This window comes from Cytobacillus firmus (genome assembly GCF_023715565.1).
Taxonomy (GTDB): domain Bacteria; phylum Bacillota; class Bacilli; order Bacillales; family Cytobacillaceae; genus Cytobacillus; species Cytobacillus firmus_C.
The window spans coordinates 1-359 of the sequence record NZ_JAMBOJ010000173.1 but is presented as its reverse complement, the minus strand read 5'-3'; the positions used below and the strand labels follow the sequence as shown (position 1 = coordinate 359).

Below are 359 nucleotides of genomic sequence, written 5' to 3'. Positions count from 1 at the left end.
CTACGGATCAAAAGGTTAGGGGTTCGACTCCTCTCGGGCGCGCCATAATACGGGGAGTAGCTCAGCTTGGTAGAGCACTTGGTTTGGGACCAAGGGGTCGCAGGTTCGAATCCTGTCTTCCCGACCATTCGGGAAATAACAATTATATATGCGGGTGTAGTTTAGTGGTAAAACCTCAGCCTTCCAAGCTGATGATGAGGGTTCGATTCCCTTCACCCGCTCCAAACTTACTGATTGATCTTTGAAAACTGAACGAACAATACGTCAACGTTTAAATCATTAGTCTTTTTCGAAAAGACAATCGAGCTATATCAACTCTTATATGGAGAGTTTGATCCTGGCTCAGGACGAACGCTGGC

At 46.5% G+C, this 359-nt stretch carries 2 tRNA genes; both read left to right on the top strand.

The features are described from left to right. Positions 1-50 precede the first annotated feature (50 nt). Positions 51-127, top strand: a tRNA-Pro gene (locus tag M3205_RS25350). A gap of 23 nt (positions 128-150) precedes the next feature. Next, a tRNA-Gly gene (locus tag M3205_RS25345) sits at positions 151-224 on the top strand. Positions 225-359 lie beyond the last annotated feature (135 nt).